Origin of the sequence: Acinetobacter cumulans (assembly GCF_003024525.3) — a bacterium.
GTDB classification, from domain to species: Bacteria; Pseudomonadota; Gammaproteobacteria; order Pseudomonadales; family Moraxellaceae; genus Acinetobacter; species Acinetobacter cumulans.
In genome coordinates, this window is record NZ_CP035934.2 from 2,362,862 (window position 1) to 2,383,334 (window position 20,473).

The 20,473-nt window shown below is 38.0% G+C and carries 16 protein-coding genes and 1 pseudogene; 6 read left to right on the top strand and 11 right to left on the bottom strand.

What is annotated here, in order from left to right; all coding sequences use genetic code 11:
- The first annotated feature begins 122 nt into the window (after positions 1–122).
- Entirely contained in the window at positions 123–503 is a 381-nt protein-coding gene (locus C9E88_RS11260) for a DUF2726 domain-containing protein (protein ID WP_372659208.1), read from the top strand.
- A gap of 136 nt (positions 504–639) precedes the next feature.
- Here C9E88_RS11260 and C9E88_RS11265 read toward each other — a convergent pair whose 3' ends face one another.
- Together C9E88_RS11265 and C9E88_RS11270 are read right to left on the bottom strand one after the other, a co-directional pair.
- Positions 640–876 (bottom strand): hypothetical protein, encoded by a 237-nt coding sequence (locus C9E88_RS11265; RefSeq protein ID WP_106986310.1) that lies wholly within the window; start codon positions 874–876, stop codon positions 640–642.
- Positions 877–1,015: 139 nt separating this feature from the next.
- The gene (locus C9E88_RS11270) at positions 1,016–2,758 is read right to left on the bottom strand and encodes an FAD-dependent monooxygenase (protein WP_106986309.1); all 1,743 of its coding nucleotides are present in this window, start codon (positions 2,756–2,758) and stop codon (positions 1,016–1,018) included.
- Positions 2,759–2,964: 206 nt separating this feature from the next.
- On the opposite strand from C9E88_RS11270, the gene C9E88_RS11275 reads away from it, so the two are divergent.
- Positions 2,965–3,852: a LysR family transcriptional regulator gene (locus tag C9E88_RS11275; protein ID WP_106986308.1), complete on the top strand. Its 888-nt coding sequence runs from the start codon at positions 2,965–2,967 to the stop codon at positions 3,850–3,852.
- 41 nt (positions 3,853–3,893) lie between these two features.
- Here the strand turns inward: C9E88_RS11275 and C9E88_RS11280 are convergent, their stop codons facing one another.
- The 3 genes from C9E88_RS11280 to C9E88_RS11290 all read right to left on the bottom strand — a co-directional run bounded on the left by C9E88_RS11280 (position 3,894) and on the right by C9E88_RS11290 (position 6,864).
- A complete protein-coding gene (locus C9E88_RS11280; RefSeq protein WP_106986307.1) occupies positions 3,894–5,345 on the bottom strand; it encodes an alpha/beta hydrolase in 1,452 nt (483 codons plus the stop codon).
- Positions 5,346–5,467: 122 nt separating this feature from the next.
- Positions 5,468–6,349 carry a 4-hydroxybenzoate octaprenyltransferase gene (gene ubiA / locus C9E88_RS11285; protein ID WP_106986306.1) on the bottom strand — a complete coding sequence of 294 codons (882 nt, stop codon included), beginning with the start codon at positions 6,347–6,349 and terminating at the stop codon, positions 5,468–5,470.
- A gap of 8 nt (positions 6,350–6,357) precedes the next feature.
- The gene (locus C9E88_RS11290) at positions 6,358–6,864 is read right to left on the bottom strand and encodes a chorismate--pyruvate lyase family protein (protein WP_106986305.1); all 507 of its coding nucleotides are present in this window, start codon (positions 6,862–6,864) and stop codon (positions 6,358–6,360) included.
- Positions 6,865–7,092: 228 nt separating this feature from the next.
- On the opposite strand from C9E88_RS11290, the pseudogene C9E88_RS11295 reads away from it, so the two are divergent.
- Positions 7,093–7,978, top strand: a pseudogene (locus C9E88_RS11295) (polysaccharide deacetylase family protein).
- Positions 7,979–8,060: 82 nt separating this feature from the next.
- On the opposite strand, the gene C9E88_RS11300 reads toward C9E88_RS11295, so the two are convergent.
- Positions 8,061–8,339, bottom strand: coding sequence for a hypothetical protein (locus C9E88_RS11300; protein ID WP_106986304.1), 279 nt, complete (start codon positions 8,337–8,339; stop codon positions 8,061–8,063).
- Positions 8,340–8,438: 99 nt separating this feature from the next.
- Positions 8,439–9,854 (bottom strand): type I glutamate--ammonia ligase, encoded by a 1,416-nt coding sequence (gene glnA, locus C9E88_RS11305; RefSeq protein ID WP_171356331.1) that lies wholly within the window; start codon positions 9,852–9,854, stop codon positions 8,439–8,441.
- A 637-nt stretch (positions 9,855–10,491) separates the two neighbouring features.
- On the opposite strand from glnA, the gene C9E88_RS11310 reads away from it, so the two are divergent.
- Complete coding sequence (locus C9E88_RS11310; protein WP_162368836.1) at positions 10,492–11,721, top strand: glycosyltransferase family 4 protein; 1,230 nt, start codon at positions 10,492–10,494, stop codon at positions 11,719–11,721.
- A 20-nt stretch (positions 11,722–11,741) separates the two neighbouring features.
- Here C9E88_RS11310 and C9E88_RS11315 read toward each other — a convergent pair whose 3' ends face one another.
- From C9E88_RS11315 to C9E88_RS11330, 4 genes are all read right to left on the bottom strand, one after another.
- Positions 11,742–12,773, bottom strand: coding sequence for a capsular polysaccharide export protein, LipB/KpsS family (locus C9E88_RS11315; protein WP_162368837.1), 1,032 nt, complete (start codon positions 12,771–12,773; stop codon positions 11,742–11,744).
- A complete protein-coding gene (locus C9E88_RS11320; RefSeq protein ID WP_106986300.1) occupies positions 12,773–13,975 on the bottom strand; it encodes a glycosyltransferase family 4 protein in 1,203 nt (400 codons plus the stop codon). The genes C9E88_RS11315 and C9E88_RS11320 overlap by 1 nt, the downstream gene beginning before the upstream one ends.
- A 1-nt stretch (position 13,976) precedes the next feature.
- Complete coding sequence (locus tag C9E88_RS11325) at positions 13,977–14,993, bottom strand: polysaccharide biosynthesis/export family protein (protein WP_162368838.1); 1,017 nt, start codon at positions 14,991–14,993, stop codon at positions 13,977–13,979.
- Positions 14,994–15,258: 265 nt separating this feature from the next.
- A complete protein-coding gene (locus C9E88_RS11330) occupies positions 15,259–16,362 on the bottom strand; it encodes a phytanoyl-CoA dioxygenase family protein (protein ID WP_162368839.1) in 1,104 nt (367 codons plus the stop codon).
- 251 nt (positions 16,363–16,613) lie between these two features.
- Between C9E88_RS11330 and C9E88_RS11335 the strand changes: the two genes are divergently transcribed.
- Positions 16,614–17,135 carry a DUF4214 domain-containing protein gene (locus C9E88_RS11335; protein WP_106986297.1) on the top strand — a complete coding sequence of 174 codons (522 nt, stop codon included), beginning with the start codon at positions 16,614–16,616 and terminating at the stop codon, positions 17,133–17,135.
- 15 nt (positions 17,136–17,150) lie between these two features.
- Positions 17,151–20,450 (top strand): glycosyltransferase family 4 protein, encoded by a 3,300-nt coding sequence (locus C9E88_RS11340; RefSeq protein WP_106986296.1) that lies wholly within the window; start codon positions 17,151–17,153, stop codon positions 20,448–20,450.
- Positions 20,451–20,473: the final 23 nt, after the last annotated feature.

The window sequence follows — 20,473 nt, forward strand, 5'->3', positions numbered from 1 at the left end:
ATTCTAAAAGCCCAAGCATTTAAGCCTTGGGCTTTTTCTTATGTGTAAGTTTTAGCGTGCTCGACTTAAATCAACTTATATTTTTTATTATCGGCTGTTTAGCAAGTTTCACTTTGCTATGTATGCTATTTCCAAAATTCTTTTATCGTAAGCAAAAGTTCTATCCACGTCGTGTCATTACACATTTTGAAAGTAAAATGTATGCGCGCCTGTTAGAAGCCCTCCCACAGCATCATGTGCTGGCTCAAGTTGCTTTTAGTGCACTTATCACCAACCACCAATATAAAATCCGTAATCTCTTTAACCGCAAAGTCACTGATTTTGTGATTTTAGATCATGACTTTAATGTAGTCGTGATTATAGAATTGGACGATCGATCGCATTTAGGCAAAGAAAAGGCCGATGCAGAACGTGATGCAATGTTAGAAGAAGCTGGGTATCGGGTACTCCGCTATACCAATATTCCCAGTGCAATCACCCTCAAAAACGATATTCTTCGTTAGCAAAATCGATATCACAAGAATGATGTGTAATAAACCTCATACACATTACTCAGATGTGCAATGAATTAAAAATTGAAGTCAAAAAAGCCAATCATCTGATTGGCTTTTGAATCAACTTTTTAGCAGATCTCTACATCTACTTTGCAGTGGTTGTCGTATCTGCTTCAGAGCTGGCTTGCGTTGCTTTTGTAGCCTCACGTGCTTGTATACGTGCTAAATTTTCCGCTTTAATTCGAGCATATTCAGCCTGATTCTTCTCATCACTGGTTACTGCTAAATACGCCATACTCATCAAAAAGACAGGGATAAGCAAACCCAATGACATCAAAATAATCATTTTCTTTTGATTTGGTTTTGTTTCGGATGTAGACATCTAAACCCCTACAGATTGTTGCGCTATTCGGTGGCCGTCCAATATAGCAAAAATTAGAAAAGCCACAACCAATATACGCATCTCTAGCACCTATGCGAGACACGTTTGCATTGCAAATCGTGTTCGCATAGCCACCATATTAGGTGCTTAATTGCACTTGATTTAATACTTGTTCTAATGTCGCCACATAGTCAAAGTCAGTTGCAGGTTTATCAGCCATACGCCATGCCACGTAGCCATCTGGACGCACTAACACTGCACCTGCTTCATGTACTTCAGACTTCGTATTCCATGTGCCATACACATCACGATATTCACGTGAGCCGATCTGAACCACATCTAAATAAGGGAGCTCAAGCGCCTCTGCAGCCTTCTTCCAGCCTGTACCAGACAAACCCGTCAATAAGGTAAAACGTCCGTGCCCAGTAATATCTAATGTTGAACGTTTTTGACCTTTTGCATTAATTAACCATGTATGCGGTACTTTTGCACCGGGACGCGTTGTTGCCTGTAAATATAATTGTGGGTCTCGCTTAAAGATTTCTTCAGCACCTTCTGGCACAACAGCACCCGACACATAGCGCTGGTTCAGCTCTGTGCCTTGTGCATTAAATTCATAATGTTTAATCTCTAGCGCTTTAAATAACTGTTCACGGATATGGGCAGCCTCTTCTGTTTCCGCAAAAATACGCTCCAGCATCTGCGCTTGTGTCGTTATGCCCTGATCAAAACCAAACACATCTTTTAAGTGTTTATAATCAAAGCGAGATTGATTGGCACGTGCAACAATCTGCTTGCCTACAGGTGCACGTTCTGCCGTATAAGTCTCTAGCAAGCTTTGTTTTGCCCAGCCTTTCACTGTATAAGCCAGCTTCCAAGCCAAGTTAAATGCATCTTGCATACAGGTATTTGAACCCAAACCACTTGAAGGCGGATGACGGTGTACGGCGTCGCCACCACAGAACACACGACCTACAGAATATTCGGTTGCCCATGTTTGATTCACATACCAATATGACACTTTTTCAATTTCAACATCATCCACTTCTGCACCAACAAAGGCATTTAAGCGAGCGCACACCTGTGCCTCTGTCACTTGCGGTTCGCCTTGATCAATATCAAAGCCCCAGCCCATAATCCACTGATTCCAAGGCGTGATGGCACGTAGTAGCCCCATACCAATATCGCCAAAGCCCGCTTCTGGGTTCACAATCCACTGTAAAATCGCTGGGCGGTGCTGTACATACTGCGATAGATCGGCTTTAAACGTCACATAAACAGTGCCTGCACGTGACATCACGCCTTCCAAAGGCAGATTCAGCTGTTCAACAATTTTAGAGCGCGCACCATCCATTCCTACCAAATATTTTGCACGTAAACTAAATTCTTGTTGGGTTGCATGATTAAAAAATACTGCCGTTACACCATCTTCATCTTGGATATGAGACATATATTCTGTATTGAAATGATAAATTGCACCCCGCTCACCTGCATTTTTCACCAGGAGTGCTTCCATTTTTGGTTGTATTAAATCCACCAATGGACATGGGCTACCTTGAACATAATCACCATGGCGCTCATCTCCTGTGCCCCACGCACTCATGCGTGCAATTTCCTCACCCACTAAGCTGGTAGTAATTAAACTTTCACCCATTTCTTCCCAAGGCGTCGCAATTTCTTTCACTTGCTCTTCAATGCCTAAATCACGCAATACTTCCATCGCACGTTGATTAGTAATATGAGCACGCGGGCTGTTTGCCAACCAGTTAAATTGCGTAAACAATTGCACTTTTAAACCATAGCTTGCTAAGGCCAAACCCAAAGTAGAACCCGCAGGCCCTGTGCCTACCACTAAAACATCCGTATCGTATTGCTTTGACATCTTTAACTCCGCCACTTCGCATCTATAATCAGGTGCCAGCACCTGTCTTGATCACCAAAGTGTAAAAAAGATTTTAAGCACACCAAACATCCAGACATTTAAACGATAGTTGCATAGGCTTTTCATCTACATTGCGCCATAATTTCCATGCTGTATATTTTCACCCTGATCTGCTTTTTTAATTTTCTCCCGCAGAGGCTCGTGCTATGGAATTGCGCCATCTCAAATACTTCGCTGCCATAGCCCAATACGGGAGCTTTACCAAAGCAACCGAACAGCTATTTACTGCACAACCCTCACTGAGTCAGCAAATTAAAGATTTAGAAGCAGAAGTTGGTGTTCAACTGATTGACCGCTCTAGTAAACAGATCAAATTGACAGATGAAGGACATGCTTTTTTAGTGCATGCATTAAATACTATTGAAAGCGCTCATTTAGCGACCGCGGCCGCGCAACAAGTCGCACACCTGAAAAACAATCAAATTCATATTGGTTTTTTAAATGTGGCTGAACTTAAAATCATGCCGCTGATTTTGGATAAACTAAAACGCCAAATCCCCAACATTGCCATTCACATTCAAAGCCTGACCTGTTTAGAGCAAATTCGAAAATTAAAAAAGTCAGAGCTCGATATCAACTTTACCCGCTATGCCATTCAGCACGATGATTATGAAAATTTAGCGTTAATGACCGAAAAAATTTATTTGGTGGCTTCAAAAAAACTGCACAGCAGTGGCCATATCGTTAGCAAAGCTTATTTAAGCAAGCAAAATATCATTATGTGTGAGCAAAGCGCTTCCCCTGTATTTTATGACAATATCAATCGAATTCTTAGCTTAGAACATTTGCCACATCAGCAAATGCATTGGGTAACCAATGTACTGCAGCATATCAACTTAATTAACATGGGGATGGGTTATAGCTTTGCACCCGAATATCTACTGAAATTTTTAAACAATGATATACAGAGAATAGAAACTGATTTTTCAATCGAACCACTTAAGCTGTATGCCAATTATAAGAAAAAATCTCAACATCAAGCCTTACAATTGATTTGCACTGAGCTTAAAGCTGCTTCTCAGCACAAGCTATAAATATAAAAAAAGGAGCCAAAGCTCCTTTTTTATTTCGCCAATTAATTAGAGGCCGCTACACCCGTACAATGCGGACTCGTTCTTGCATCTTTCTGCGCACTGGTTAATGTAATACCCGTACCCGCAGACATATTTTCCTCAATAAAGTCTACCGCTTCAGCATTTCTACAAATAATGGCCTGAGTATGGCTCGCATTTGGCACGATCTCCATTTTGTAGCCATCTTCATATTTGGCTTGCGGGAAGTACTCAATAGCTTTTGCCTTCATATTCGCAAATAATTTCTGCGTCATTTGTGGTAACACCGCCTGATCAGCACCACCCTGAATAATATACACAGGGGCTTTAATCACCTTCGCTGCTGTTGCATTTGTCGCTGGCTGATTGTCTTTTAAAAATTTCTGTACCACTGGATCCGAATCAATTTTGCTTAAATCAATACCATACTGAGCAATCGTATGTGTTGGATCTTTTAAAAACGCCAGTAAACTCACTTTAAATTGATCTTGTAGTCCTTTGGCACTATTCGGATCGGCATAACTTAAACATGCACCGTCATCCCCTGTGCGACCATAGGCATTTTCTGCAATTGAAGCTGCTTCTCCGGTAAAGATATTTTTTAAATCATAGCTTGGGTCATAAGCTTTAATCCCAGCTGTCGTTAATGCCGCATAAGCTAAAAGCTCGGCATAGCCATCTGCAATTTGTGCAATCATCACTTCGCTTTGCGCCACACTAATCTGTTGTTTTGATAACGCAAAACGGATCTGCATTAATTGATCATCCAACATATTATATGTTTTAAATACGCCAGATGTATTTAAAGCAGGATCAAGATAGACTTTAATAATTTCCCCTAAACTAGATGCAGGTGCCGCTGCAACTGCGCCCTTAAAACTGCTATCTGTATTGGCAAATTCTGCTGTACCTAAAGATGCATGCCCACCTTGTGATTGACCAATCGACATCCACTGTCCGTTCAACTGTGTTCCATAATGCTCTTTGGCTGCTTTCACTGCCGCCAGCGCAGAATTTGCAGCACTGGATAAATTAAGATATGGATGAACTCCTGTTGTACCTAAGCCCTCATAATCAGGTGCAACAATGACATAGCCAGCTGCCAATAATGTGTCGGCAAGAATTTTAAAACGTGGATGAATTGGGTTTTTACTCGGTGCACACTCATCACCAGCACCAACCGTTCCATGCTCCCAAACTACGACACGATAACCATCTTTAGGTTGTGTCGCTTTTGGAAACAACACCAAAGCGGTTGCTTCTGCCGATTTCCCTTGCAAGTTAGTCATATTATAAGTCATGACTTTAATCGATGAGCTATTGTCTACTGTACCTGAATCATAATTTGCCTCAGATACATAAGTTGGCGGTTGAGTTAAATTGGAGTCAGACGTGTCATTATTATCATTACATGCGGTTAAGGACAGCAGTGAAACCGTTGCAGTTAAAGCCAATACTATTTTTGAATGTTTCATAAAATATCCTTTTTTAATCATTATTTTTTAAACATGAATCTACACGCCATTTTATTAATACATAAAAAAAAGCACCCGAATAGGATGCTTTATGCCAACTTATGCTTTTAATACCAACAATCTTAAAAGGTCAAAGCCATGAAAATACCGCAAAAAATTAACAAACCCACCCAACGATTGTGACGAAATGCCCAAAAACACCATTGAGGATCTCGATGACGCGTTTTGCTCCACTGATAAATAAAGTCAATCACCACCGCCAGCAATGCAATTAAACCAAATGGCATCAATAAATTTTCTAAATAGAGTGCAGAACCAATGAGCAATATACTTAACACCTGCAATAAAGAGATGATCTCAATATCGTATTTACCAAATAATATTGCTGTCGATTTCACACCAATTTTTAAGTCATATTCACGGTCAGTAATGGCATATTGTGTGTCATAAGCAACCGTCCATGCCAAATTGCCAAAATAGAGCAACCAGCAAGTTAAATCAGGCGTTTGCCCAACCGCGGTATATGCCATTGGAATCGACCATGAAAAGGCAGCACCCAAAAATACTTGTGGCAGATGCGTATAGCGCTTCATAAATGGATAAATGAACGCCAATGCCAATGCACCAAAGGACCAATAAAAAGTTTCAATCGGCAAGAAAAATAAGGTACATGCGCTTGCAAGCACCAAAAAAAGAAACACATAAATCGCTTCTTTCGCACTGATCACACCTGTTGCCAGCGGACGGCTTTTGGTTCTTTCAACAGCACCATCAACTTTACGGTCGGCAAAATCATTAATTGCACAGCCCGCAGCACGCATAAATATTGTGCCCAAAATCATTGGTATAAGAATAGCGAGCTGAGGCGTACCTTGATTTGCAATCCAAAGTGCCCACATGGTCGGCCAAAATACCAATTCTGTGCCGATCGGTTTATCAAAGCGACACAAATAATAATAAGCTTCTAAACGCTGACGCCAAGTAATGGGATGCGTTGCTGTCATGACTGTCCTTAACTTGATGTTCTTAGAGAATGTTGCTGAAGATACTGTTCAAATGCAGGTAAAAAAGTTTCCTGTACAATAAATTTACAGCCATGCCAAGTATAACAGCTCTGGCGGGTCCAGCCATCTTCTAGCCATAACACACGACGCTCACATACGGGTGTAGTACGTTGAAATAAAAAGTAGCCGATTGGTTTATTGCCAATATGCTGAAATATCCGTGCACGGCCTTGCAAACTCAGTATCGGAAAAATACTTTTAGCTTTCACCCAAGGCTGTGCTTCACAGCCATATAAATAACTTTCACGTACCCACGCTGTATGATGCGCTGGCATTTTAAGCCACTGTGCATCTTTCAAGCTCAAACGCTGAAAATGTTCTGCATTGGGTTTTACTTTAAAGATACCTTGCGCCAAATCTGTTAATTGTTGCGTTAAGGAACCAGATGCATACAGCCACGTTCTTAATTCAGTGGGGATTTTACAATCCCGCAATTGGCTTTGCTGCTGCCGCATATTCCATATCCCTTCAATCATTGCCTCTAGTGTAGCGGACTGAACTGTATTTTTCATGGCTCGATAATTGTTTTCATCACAGCTGTTCAGATTTTGCCAAACTCTTCTCTTTCTCTGTTTTTATTACATGACATTTTTAACACACTTTAGTGTAACTGATGGGTATGATAAGCCAGAAAAAATAAACACTACGCCTAAATGAAAAAACATCACACTGCCCTATATACCATGCTGATTTGCTTGCTATGTTTTAACGCTCACTTACATGCCAAATCATTAGCACTTAGTTTTGATGATGGCCTTAACCCAGCATTCAATGCTCAAGCCAGTACAATCAATGCAAGCATATTGCGACAATTAAAAGACCAACACATCAAAAGTATTGTCTTCCCTAGCCTAATTAAAATTGGTGATTATCAAGGCAAACAATTGATTCGCGATTGGGGTATTTCAGGCCATCTGATTGGCAACCATAGCGCCCTACATCAAAACCTGAATAAAGAAAATGTATCCGCAAAAGGATTATATAAAAAGCATTGAGCATGCAGATACAGTATTAAAAACATTACCTAATTACACGCGAATTTACCGTTATCCATTTTTAAAAGAAGGCAATAATACGGAAAAGCGTGATACCGTCTATCAATGGCTAGCGCAAAACCACTATAACATTGGCGGTGTGAGTATAGATGCCAGTGACTGGTTTTATAACCAAAAATATATCGGCTATGCTAAACAGCAAGATTTAGACAAATTACAGCAGTTAAAACAAGCGTATATTGCTCACCTGCTTAATCGCGCCGAATATTATGACCAGCTCGCACAGCTCACGTTACAACGTTCACCGCAGCATGTTTTGCTTTTACATGTAAATGTCATTAATGCCGCGTTTTTAAAGGATGTTATTACAGCATTTCAACAGCATGGCTGGACATTTATCTCACCAGAGCGCGCCCTGCAAGACCCACTATATGCGCTACACAGTCAAAACATTCCTGCGGGTGAAAGTGTGATTTGGTCCATTGCTAAAACTCAAGGCATTACTCAACTGCGCTATCCTGCCGAAGATGCACCTTATGAAATTGATAACTTAAAACAACATGGTTTGCACTGACAGTTAGCAAATTACTTTTTGCTCAATAAAAATGACCCGCTATCTAACAGGTCATTTTTCAGATCAATTTTATCGTGTTGAATTAAAAGTTATCTGTCTTGGCAATGGCTTCAAACTTTCCTTGTGGTGTTTTAATTAAAACCAACCCTTCAGTTGTGATATAAAAACTTTCAGGGTAATCAAATTCTAAAGCTAAGTCGGGGTTTTTCAGTTCGACAAATTCAGCCTGCTTATAACCTTCAACGGTCCGCCCCACTTCTAAATATGTCACTTCTGAGAAGTTGAGTTTAAAGCCCTTTGCCTGATCCGCTGGATCAATCCAGGGGAAAAAGCCCGTATGTTTTTTGCGTGGTTTTGCCATAACGATTCTATATATTTCCAGATTGATTCATCATAACGTAAGACACAAAAAAAACCCGCGATAAACGCGGGTTTTTTTAAGCTTAAATTCTTTACAGAATTACAGGCTGTAGTACATATCAAATTCAACTGGGTGAGTAGTCGTGTTAAGACGACGAACTTCTTCAGTTTTAAGCTCGATGTAGGCATCAAGCATTTCTTTAGTGAACACGCCACCTTTAAGAAGGTAATCATGATCCGCAGCAAGCGCTTCAAGAGCCATATCTAAGCTATGAGCCACTGTAGGGATTTTAGCTTCTTCTTCAGGAGGAAGGTCGTACAAGTTTTTATCTGCAGCTTCACCTGGGTGGATCTTGTTTTGGATACCGTCAAGACCAGCCATAAGAAGCGCTGCGAAACCTAAGTACGGGTTCATCATTGGATCTGGGAAACGTGCTTCAATACGTTTGCCTTTAGGGCTAGAAACATAAGGAATACGGATAGAAGCAGAACGGTTACGCGCTGAGTAAGCAAGCATAATTGGAGCTTCAAAGTGCGGAACTAAACGCTTGTACGAGTTTGTAGAAGGGTTAGTAATCGCATTCAATGAACGAGCGTGTTTAATCACACCGCCAATGAAGTAAAGCGCCATTTCAGAAAGGCCTGCGTATTCGTCACCAGCGAACAAGTTCTTGCCATCTTTAGAGATAGACATGTGAACGTGCATACCAGAACCGTTATCGCCAACCATTGGTTTAGGCATAAACGTAGCTGTTTTTGCATATTGGTGAGCAACGTTCCAAACAGCATATTTGAACTGTTGAACTTCGTCAGCTTTACGAACCATTGTGTTGAAGCTCACACCAATTTCAAGCTGGCAAGATGCAACTTCGTGGTGGTGTACTTCTACACGGCCTGGGCCCATGATGTCTTCGATACGTGCACACATATCCGCACGCATGTCTTGTGAAGAATCTACTGGTGGAACTGGGAAGTAACCACCTTTAACGCGTGGACGGTGGCCAGAGTTACCCGCTTCGTAGTCTTTACCTGTAGACCAAGCAGCTTCTTCAGCGATTAATGTATGGCGCGCGCCAGACATATCGATGTCCCATTTAACTTCGTCAAATACGAAGAATTCTGGTTCTGGACCGAAGAATGCAGTATCACCAATACCTGTAGATTTTAGATATTCTTCTGCACGGCGAGCAATAGAGCGTGGGTCACGTTCATAACCTTGACCTGTTGAAGGTTCAATTACGTCGCAAGTTACAACAACTGTAGGCTCTGCAAAGAACGGGTCGATGAAACCTGTAGCCGCATCTGGGCGTAAGATCATGTCAGATGCTTCAATGCCTTTCCAGCCAGCAATTGAAGAACCATCAAACATTTTGCCATCTTCAAACGTATCTTCGTCGATTGAATCTGCTGGGTAAGTTACGTGTTGCTCTTTACCCTTAGTATCAGTAAAGCGAAAATCGACCCATTTTGCGCCACTTTCTTGGATGAGTTGAAGGACCTTGTTCGCCATGCTCATTTTGCTCCGATGATTTTTTGTTGCACTGCTGATGTGCGTGTTAGTAGTTGGTTGTTATAAAGCAAATACCGTACCAACTTTATAAAAGCAAAGTTAAAATATTGAATTCCTTATCAGAATTAAAGATTATGCACCTTTGCTTTCACCTTATTATACTGTTTGCCAAGTGAAATGCACCATATTCATTCTAGAGATATTTAATTCTGAATAAAAATTGAGTTAACGCACAAATTTAGTGCATATTTATTTTGTAATGATTTATTTTACTGCTGCCATTTGTAAACAAATGCCTAAAACACTTAAAAATCAATCACTCTAGCTTAATTTTAAATTTTTCTATGCGAAATAATATGCACCAATTTAATTCATAACTTACTTTAATAGAAAAATAAAAATTAATTTTTAACGTATCACACAAGTTTTAATTGTAAATCCTATTAAACCAAGAAAGTCAAACGAACACTTCAATCAGCAAATAGTCGATAGGCCTCAGATTTTTTCTTATCTCGAACCATGTGCTTCGATCTATTCAAGAATTTTCTGCAAAATTAATCATTTTTCTTCATGTTTTTGAACAGATTTTGCCGTATATTTTCCATACAAAATAATATGCATGATCAATCTAAGGGCGAGCAACATGCTGCATAAGCTAAAACTACACTTTTTAAAAATAAATATTCGTCTAGGAAATATTAGCTACGCACGACAACTCTTAAAACAACAGACTCCCAAGACCCAATCTCAACCAATCAAAAACATTTATACCGATCTCTCTGTCATTTCTATGAATGACGCAGGTACTGGCATTCAACGCCTTGTAAAATCGGTATGGTCTCGTCTGCCAAAGCATGCACCAAACCTCAATTTCTATCCGATTTATGCAACTCGCAAAAAAAAGTATGCCCTCTCCCAATACCCACAAAAAAATATTAAAAAACGCCAATATGTAAACCTCAAAAGTGGTGATTTATTTTTTGGTTTAGATTGGTCGGCAGATCAAATTATTAAACATCAAGTACGTTTAATGACCTGGAAAATCAAAGGGTCAAAACAGGTTTTTATCTTAAACGACATCTTGGCATTACAGCATCCAGAGTGGTTCACCGCCAAAAATAGACAAAAACTCCAAGCTTGGCTGAATGTCATTGCGGTATGTGCCGATGAGATTATTTGTGTGTCCGAAACCGTAAAAAAACAAGTGCTTCAATACCTGCATGAACATCAGATTGATGATCTGCCTTGCTCAGCCATTAAACTGGGTGGTGAAATTAGCCCAAGCACATATACGGCGCAAATTCGCCCTGAATTTGAACAAAAATTCTTAGCCTCAAGCTATATTCTCAAAGTATCGACGATCGAACCTCGTAAAGGCCATTTGTGTTTAATCCAAGCTTTTGAAGCATTACTCAAACGCTATCCAGACTATCCACATCATTTATATTTGGTTGGGCGTTATGGTTGGAAATCTGAACATACCCTGCAATATTTGAAAGCATCCCCGTATTTTGGAACACGTATATTTTGGTGGGACGATATGAATGATGCTGAGTTAAATCTACTCTATCAACATACGGTTGGCGCAGTAAATTGCTCTTATGGAGAGGGTTTCGGTTTACCCCTAATGGAAGCGATCTATTATCAAAAACCGCTTTTAGTTCGTGATCTGCCTGTTTTTCGTGAAGTCAGTAGCAACCAAGCAAACTATTTTCAGCAGGATAAACCCGATGCTTTGGCAGAAACTTTGTATATCTGGAGTAAAGATCTAAACTCAAGCTCTACACACATTATTCCACTCACCTCATGGGATGTAAGTGTCGAAAAAATAATGCAATTTTTACAAAAACATGGCTTGCAGATAACAACATAAGCTGTGATTCATTGGCAAAATTAATATTTCATGAAAGGCTGTAACCAACCCAGCCAATTAATTTTGTTTTTATTTTTTAAAATCACAAGTTCTTCTATAGCTTGAGTCGCAGTGATCTGTGGATGACGTTGATTTAATAAAGAGCGATATTGTGGATAGAGAATTAAAGCACCCGCGATTAATTCCTCTAACCGCAATGGTCTTTTAGTACGCGCTATAGCGTATATATCATGAGTAAGGCCCCAACCTGAATAAAATGGCAAACCGTGACAGACCACGGATTTCCCTCTTAAAAGGGCTTCAAATCCAGTTAAAGACGTCATCACATGTACTTCATCTGCCCAATCCAGCCAGTCCGTAATATCACCTTCTGTTCTAATTACATTGGCATAGTGCTGTGCTTGTGCCAGATCCAAACTGTCCTTACGCCAACCTGCAGATACATCGGGATGTGGCCGATATACTAAGTAGGCGCCTGGGCATAATTGGCGAACTTGCGCAAGAAGGTCTAAATTGCGTTTGATATGCGGTGATCCATATTGTATGGATGCATCCCCTTCAACCTGCCCAACTACTAAAATTTTTTGCTGTGCCGAAATAGTTGGAAAATCAGTAAACTGCTTCGTTTTTAGATTATATTTACTCAACTTTTGACTGATTAAATGCTGTTGCAACATCTTGGCTTCAGCACATTCTTTAGCCGAAAAATCATGTTGATTTAACAGACGCTCTAAACGTGATTCCACTTGTGTATTGAAATACATCCCCAAATCATCAAAAACCCAAGAAATAGGCGAATTAAATGCAGCACCTAATCCAATAGAGCGAATAAAGCCATCCTCTACTCGGATTAAGGTTTTTACATGTTGCAATGCTAAAGGTACTGGTTGCATACCCCATACAATCAACACGGCTTCGGCAGAAATAGGCTGATCCAGCTTAAAGCGCTTGAGTTGTAAATGAGGCAAAAAAGTCTTTAGGATTAAAAATTTTCGATAAGAAAATCCATAGACCCATGCCTCTTTCACATGTTTCAGAGCATGAAGCTCCATCAATGACATTCCGCTTCTACTAGCTCTTCGGGCTCAATCACATGCTGAATAGCATTAAAATGATCCTGCCACTCCCAATGCTGATAGTGCTTCATGCGTAACAGCTGATCTTGCCTTAATAAGGAGGCATTTTTGTTGTATTCCAAAATCATGTCATACCAAAGCTTTGTATCTAAGGTGTCAATAAATTCAGGTACACCCTGTCCGATTTCCCGAAAGACTTCAATATCACTAGCAATAACAGGCACTCCTAAAGAGAGTGCTTCAACCAAAGGCAAGCCAAAGCCTTCTACGAAACTTGGAAACAACAAAGCTTGTGCATTCAACAGCGTCGCTTTTAATTCAACATCACAAGAAGATGAACATTCAATCACACGGCGCTTAACAAGCTCACAGCGATCCAATAAATTAAAGACTTGATCGGCCTCCCAACCTCGTTGCCCGACCAAAACTAAGTATGGTGCATCTTCGCCAAGTTGCTGAATCAGGCGTTGCCAAATCTGCAATAACAACAAATGATTTTTACGTGCTTCTATGGTCGCCAGCACCACAAAATACTTTTTATGCTGTAATACAGGCAAAAGTTTAGGTGGTGCAAGCAGATGATGTAAATCACTGCTGAGTAAAGCTACTGTAATTGGTGGAGCTGTTAGCTTTTGCGTCTGAGCAAATTGTAATAACTCGGCTTTGGTAAACGCCGAGTTAACAATTATGGCATGCCCAACTTGCAACATGTGGCGTATACGTAGTGCATGCTTTGCTTGTTCTTGTGCACGACAATATTCTGGATAATTTACTGGGATAAGATCATGTACAAAAAAAACAGTTTTGAGCTGAAGTTGTTGAATTTTTCGAATATAGGACTTCGACTCAATACCTTTATGATTCAAATTTAGATAGACGCATCCTGCATACTGTGAATAATCTGACTCATTTTTAAATACATATTCAGTCAAAACATTAAAAAATGACGAATGCAGTAATTTCGGCTGATTTTGACACAGAATTTGAAACAGCTTTTCAGATTGCACCTGAGTTAAAATATGAACACTGCCTTTGTATGACAACACTGCTTGCGCGTGCTTTGCATAATGTTTGATATATGCCAAGGTCACACGATCAATCCCTGTAATCGTTTTGCCTTTAATTAAGCGAAAGATTAAGCGGCTAATTTCAATCAAAATGGGGTTTTGAGTCGTCATATTATTTGGTCATCGATGTCGTAGTTGAGACTGGCGATAAAATCGAACCAATAATACTTAAGAACTTTTGTAGCTCAGAACCACTTGCATTAGACACGTACAACATATCTTTATTTTTTAGCTGGAATTTTTGTGCAAGTAACAAACCTTCCGCCGAGGTTAAGTCAAAGCGTAGTACTTCGGGTGCTGCTTCACCTGTAGGCAATTTCGATTGACTAAATTCTGCCTTTCGAAATACAAATACACCTTTAGGATTGGCTCTAAAATCATTCAAACCTGAAGTTTTAGCAATTACATCGGAAATACTGAGCCCATTGTCTCCATAATTGAGTATGGTATTACTATTGGTTGCACCCAATACCGTCACTTCATACTGATCTTGCATCACACGAACTGTATCGCCAGGATACAGATAAATATTTTCCACGCTATTACGAGTTAAATCATCCGCTCGAATACTAAAATGTTGCTGAGCGCGCTCGATGACAAAACTTGTAGATTTCAATAGGCGAATGTCCGTCACACTTGGAATGACATCAATTAAACGCTCCCCCTTCGCAGTTAAAGGAATACTTACCGATTTACGATCTGCGATTAAGGTTACAGTATTCGTGTTGTTTTGGCTTAAGCGTGCCATGACCTGGGGCTTGTTGGCAATTTTCGATAGGCCTTGGCGAATAGTCTGTTGAATTTGATCTAAAGTCCGGCCTGATGCTTTGATATTTCCCACAAAAGGTACTGTGATATAACCCTGATCTGTAATCATTTGCTCAGGCATATTTAGCACACCACCTGAAATACCTAAACTATCGGCTGATGTTGTACCAAATAAAACTGCAGGCGGTGCTTCCCAAATTGAAATTTGAACAATATCCCCAGCACCTAATCGAAGTTGAGGTTTAGCACGTTGTACAAAAGCCTGAGTCATCGAGCTTGGTGTAGCCTGCGAATAAAATAGGTAGTTCTCTGAGTTAATATCAATCACATGAACACTGTTATTTAGCGTCTCATTCGACATTAACTTGGAACTAGATGGTCCAGAAGACGGGATAAAACTTGTTGAATTTGAGCAGGCAGACAATATAACCGATGCACTTAATCCAAGAAAAACCGCTTTTATTTTCAACATATTACTTTTCTTATCCTTTACCTATCATCTTATTCGAACACATTTTCATTGGATGACTGGGTTTGATGAAAATCTATTCTTTTTTTGTTCAGCCTAAAAATATTAGCAATAATTTTAAGACGCTCGCAATGTAATTTTTAGCATTTATGCGTACCTAATCGTGAGTTTTGTTTTGCTTTTCTACAGTGGTGATTTGAGCGGGATCCAACACCTTTAATTTGCCTACTTTACGCCACGGACTACGCTTAATTTTTTGAGCTTCTAAAATATCAAGTGCATGCCAGTACAAACCGACAGCTCTGTCCTTTATCCAAGGTAAAGCTAAATAATGCCCAAATGTAAAAGGGATCATAGGATTACGCCTTGCATAAGCCCAAATTTCGGCCCGTATGGCAGACTGTTCACTTTCACCACGCGCATGAAAACCAAAAGTATCAGCAATTAAAAGCGTATTGGCTTTTACATTAAATTTAATGGGTGTAGCAAAGCCAAAATCTTGCAATTCTTGTGGACTAATTCGAAATGAGCCTCGTTGTGACAAAACATCAGTATGTTGTTGTGTACATATTTGAGTCGCTTTATGTTGCTCCCAAGCTAACCTTTTTTCATCTGCGCAGTGCGAGCCAGGCACATACATAAACGGGCCAGTGCTTTCATCTACATCCGTTAAAAATAGCCATGCTTTAGCACTCGAATAAAAAGTATCACTGTGAAAATTGGTCTGTGGATCTGGCTGTTCTTGATTAATTTTAGAAAATATCACTTGGATATAATTCATTGGTTGTACTTTAAAACTGGCCACAAAATTAATGAGGTTATTCCACTCTGTTTTTTGTAAAAATCCTGCTATTTTTTGTGTTTGCTGGAGTTGCTGTGCATCAAGTGACATCCGTCGCGTGACCGTATTGCCTTGAAGCATTTCACGAGTATCAAAACTGTGCGCCGCTATTTCTGATTGAAGTGCTTTAAACTCAGCCTCAGTTAAAAAATTTTCTTTAACAATATATCCATGTGTATAAAAAAACGCTGCATCTTCGGCATTAATGTGTTTTTCAAGTTTCTTCCGTCTGAGATGTGCCAAGCGATGAACCAGCGCGACCCGTTTTTTATGTAGTCCCCATTTGTTCAGCTCTATATCGCTAAGCAAATAATTTTTTTCAAATGATTTTTCACCAACAACGAGCCCAACTATATCGCGTAAAAAGATTAGAGGCCTATTCTTAGCATAGTTTTTTAGAACCCGAATGTATGTATCCAATTGACACCTTTTAAATTTATTGAATATTTTCTTTATTATTCACTTATTGTTAATAACAAGTGATTTAATATACACAATTACACAACTTTTAACACTAAGGCTTATTTTAATTTTTTTGATTAAATTACTGTTATTCATCGAAATAATTACACAACTACTGTCGAGCAAAAGCCTATATTCTATATACAAACTAAAGTGCCAAATATAGAATAAAAAAAACTCAATTAGCCCAAATATAAAGCCAAACAACAATGACAACTCTGATAAATATACCGAAAATGCTTCAATATTGGGGTACTCCCTTTATCACAATATTGTATAGATGCTTCCTCAACCGTGAGCCTGACCCTGAAGGATTAAAATATTATTTGGGTCGTTTAGAACAAGGTATTGACCGTCTAACAATCATTGAGCAGATGCTGAAATCAGCTGAAACTAAATTACATTTTAATCAAAAAGATCTCACGCTCATTCGCCTCGATGTTCAGCGTTTCAAAGCTTTGAGCATTTCTGGTTATTTGCCCGTCGTCCGCTTGTTTTCAACTTCTATGCCAAAAAATCAGCGGATCTTGATGAATCGTTTAACCGAGCTGCAATTTAAACTCGAATCAAACGATATTCCTAAGCGAGAACATTTTTTATCAACTCACAGTATAAGTTTTGAAAAATTAAAACTTGTGAGAAATAAGAATATCAAATCATTACCACTCGCTACTGCAACATTGAATGATAAAGAACAAAAGTTATTCAATGAAATCATCAAACAATTATAATTTTGAGTTTTAAATATGCGTATTGTTATAGACATGCAAGGGTGTCAAAACCTAAGTCGTAACCGTGGAATAGGTCGCTATACTACAGGAATGGTTACTGGATTTTTAAAAGAAGCTGTAACCCAGCACGACTGCCATTTATTATTCAATGGCCAATTTAATGACAATTTAGGGCAACTAATAAACCATTATTCTGACTTTGTACCAATTTCAAACATTCATATATGGTATGGTATAGGGCCCTGTTCAGGCAGCAATGCAAATAATAAAATTAATAAAAATATCTCAGTCATCTTACGCGAAAAATTTATTGAAAAAATTGATCCTGACTTTGTTTTCTTAACAACTTATTTCGAAGGCTATCATGATGATACCGTTTTATCAATTCCAAAGACTCGAAGATATAAAGTAATCGCGACATCTCATGATTTAATCCCATTAATACAGCCAAAAATATATCTCGATCCGAATCCTGATTTTAAAAAATATTATTTAGAGCAAATATCAGAGTTTAAAGAAGCAGATTTATATGCTGCAGTATCAAATTCATGTTCAAATGAACTCAAAACTTATTTAGGCATTTCTAAAGAAAAAATTATAATAACATCTGAGGGTATTGAAAACAATTTCAAAAATAGCATGCCATCTTTTGAAAAAATAGAAAAGATGCTGGATTGTAAACTAAAAGATAAAAAACTTATTTTCTATTTTGGCGCAAGTGACGAAAGAAAAAACCATTTAAAATTAATTAAAGCTTACTCACTTTTATCTAAAACAGCAAAACAGAATAGTAAATTAATCATTGCTGGGATATTAAATGATGAACATTTGAATAAGTTTAAGAACTATGCATACAGATGCGGATTAAACAATGAGGATTATATTTTTCTAAAATATATTACAGACAAACAGCTTATTGATTTATACAGCGTCTGCTACTTATTTGTTTTCCCATCATTTCATGAAGGCTTTGGGCTTCCCGCTCTTGAGGCAATGGCATGTGGTGCAGCTGTTATTACATCGAACACAACCAGCCTCCCTGAGGTAATTGGAAGAAAAGATTTAACTTTCGACCCCTACAATGCTTTAGAAATAAAGAAATTATTAGAAAATTTAATAGAAAATCCACAGTTAAGGAATGAAATTTCGGAATATTGTGAAAGTCATTCAAAAACTTTTACATGGGAAAAAAGTGCAAAATTGATTTTAGATTTCATGGAATCTTTTGGTATTACTAACGAGAGGGTTACTGCTGATACTTCTTATTTAATAAATTCAAGTGTCAACGCTATTAAAAAAATTACTATTAATGACGACCTGAATAATACGAAAAAAGAACAAATAGCTTTAAAAATAATTAAAAATTTTCGAGAAAATAGAAAACCTAGAATTCTATATGATATTTCACAATTAATAACTGTAGATTTTATTACAGGAATTCAAAGAGTAACAAATGAAATCTACAATTCTTTAATCGAAAGCTACAGCGATCAATTTGAAATTATACCAATTAAAATTTCTCATCATAGCGACGTTCTTGAAGCCATAGAAAATCCGCCAAAAACCATTAAAATTAATAAAAAATACTCATCAATTGATATTAATGATATTAGAATTGGTGATATTTTTATTAGTATCGATCTTGACCATAGTGCACATACAAAAGAAGATGCATACGAAAAACTCAGATCACAAGGATGTAAAACAGTTTTTATTATTCATGATCTATTGCCTTTTGATTTTGGTGATAGCTTTTTTAGCCCAAATTCAGCAGTTGCACATTTTGGCTGGTTTAAGGCGATCGCTAAAGCCGACCATTTAGTATGTGTTTCACAATCTGTAATGGAACATTCAAAATATTATCTTAATGCCGTAGAAAACATTAATACGAATTTAAAAATAGGATGGTTTCATCTTGGCGGTAATTTTAAAAATGAAAAACACATAAATTTAGATAAAAATTTAAATATCGAACTCCAAAAAATAAATTTTTCAAATCCTGTTTTTTTAATGGTCGGCAGCGTCGAACCCCGTAAAGGACACTTAGAAGTTATTGAAGCAATGTCTGATCTCTGGGATTCCGGTTACCAAGGTTCTTTAGTCATCGTTGGTGCTCGTGGCTGGAACAATGATTTAGTCATTGAAGTAATTAATTCAAGTCAATATAAAGATAAACTTTTATTCTGGCCTTCAAAAATATCAGATGCCGATTTAGCATATTTATATAAAAATTCAACTGCACTCATTGCTGCTTCATTAGGTGAAGGCTTTGGACTACCCCTGATTGAATCATTACAGTACAATACACCCGTTATCGCTAGAAACATCCCTGTGTTTCGAGAAGTAACTAAAAATTCCTGCTTATATTTTAATGATGCAGAAGATTTGAAAAATATTATTTTGAAATATCATAAACAGCAATTAGGCAATAATTTTACATCACAAAACTGGGGAGAATCGGCTAAACAACTGATGAATGCCATAACAAAAGGCCACAATTCCGAAACATGGCATCGTGACGATAAACTTTGGCTATTACCAGTTTGTTCAAATAAATTTAATAGTACCAGCGGTATTTACTCAAGTGATCGAATTAAATCTAAATTTGAAAAAGGTTTACTTGTTTGGGGGGGCTATTTCCCTTTAGAAAGTGGTAGCTATGATCTTAAAATATATGGTAAATCCTATATTGAACAAGAAATTAATCTTAAAATTGTTACTCATTTACATGGTGAAATCAAAGTACTATTCGAGAAAAGATCCTTAACCCTTTCTTTAAGCAAAGGAATTTATGATATTCCTGAAATTATCTGCAATATACCAGTGAGCTTAAATGAATCAATTGATAGAGCTGAAATCTATATAGAATCATCTGAAAAAAATGACTTATATGTAAGTTGCTTCGAAATCAAGAAAACTAGTGATCTTCCTTTTATACTTCTAAACACTGCTCACAATTATTTCAAATCTGAAATTGGTCTAAAAAATGAGAGCGGAATTTATACTCAGAATAAAAAAGGCAATCTTTTGACTGGCGGTCTAGTCAATTTAGACTTAGGAAAATACACAATTGAGATTTTAGGCACTTCACCTCAAAATCAAATGATAAATTTTTCAATTGGCTATTATGATGAATTTAATTCAAAACAAATTGCAGTAAACTTTAATGACTTACCAATTCAAAAATCCACTAATTCAATCATCTCAAAAAAAATATTTAATCTAGAAAATGACATTCAAAATGCTGAATTTTTCATAGATGTAAATGAGGACAATAAACTGAAAATCAGTGAAATCAGACTGCAAAGAATCTAGAATTAAAAAAAGCCAGATTATGA